The 1,190-nt window shown below is 47.3% G+C and carries 1 protein-coding gene; it reads left to right on the top strand.

Features of this window, described 5'->3' with window-relative positions:
* Positions 1-1,184 (top strand): elongation factor Tu (gene tuf, locus CBX98_RS25190; RefSeq protein ID WP_046875564.1); only part of this gene is annotated, 1,184 nt, incomplete at its 5' end.
* Positions 1,185-1,190 lie beyond the last annotated feature (6 nt).

A 1,190-nucleotide genomic window follows, 5' to 3' on the forward strand; every position in this document is an offset into this window, starting at 1 on the left:
TGTCTAAAGAAAAATTTGAACGTACGAAACCGCACGTTAACGTTGGTACTATCGGCCACGTTGACCACGGTAAAACAACTCTAACTGCAGCTATCTGTACTACTCTTGCTAAAGTTTACGGCGGTGTAGCTAAAGACTTCGCATCTATCGATAACGCTCCAGAAGAGCGTGAGCGCGGTATCACAATCGCAACTTCTCACGTTGAGTACGACACTCCAACTCGTCACTACGCACACGTTGACTGTCCAGGACACGCGGACTACGTTAAAAACATGATCACTGGTGCTGCACAGATGGACGGTGGTATCCTAGTTGTTGCTGCGACAGATGGCCCAATGCCACAAACTCGTGAGCACATCCTACTAGGCCGTCAGGTTGGTATCCCATACATCATCGTATTCATGAACAAATGTGACATGGTTGACGATGAAGAGCTACTAGAACTAGTAGAAATGGAAGTTCGTGAACTTCTATCTGAATACGATTTCCCAGGTGATGACCTACCAGTTATCCAAGGTTCTGCACTAGGCGCACTAAACGGCGAAGAGCAGTGGGAAGCGAAAATCGTTGAACTAGCTGAAGCTCTAGATACTTACATCCCTGAGCCAGAGCGTGCGGTAGATCAGCCATTCCTAATGCCTATCGAAGACGTATTCTCAATCCAAGGTCGTGGTACAGTAGTAACTGGCCGTATCGAGCGTGGTATCCTAACTGTAGGTGACGAAGTTGCTATCGTAGGTATCAAAGACACTACTACTACTACATGTACTGGTGTTGAGATGTTCCGTAAGCTTCTAGACGAAGGCCGTGCAGGTGAGAACGTTGGTGCACTTCTACGTGGTACTAAGCGTGACGAAGTTGAACGTGGTCAAGTACTAGCGAAGCCTGGTTCAATCACTCCACACACTAAGTTCGAATCAGAAGTATACGTACTGTCTAAAGATGAAGGTGGTCGTCACACTCCATTCTTCAAAGGCTACCGTCCACAGTTCTACTTCCGTACAACTGACGTAACTGGTGACATCCAGCTACCAGAAGGCGTAGAAATGGTAATGCCAGGTGACAACGTACAGATGACTGTTGAGCTAATCGCACCAATCGCAATGGACGAAGGTCTACGTTTCGCGATCCGTGAAGGTGGCCGTACAGTAGGTGCTGGTGTTGTTGCTAAGATCTTCGACTAATTCATA

Source organism: Vibrio sp. T9 (genome assembly GCF_003123985.1).
GTDB lineage: Bacteria > Pseudomonadota > Gammaproteobacteria > Enterobacterales > Vibrionaceae > Vibrio > Vibrio diabolicus.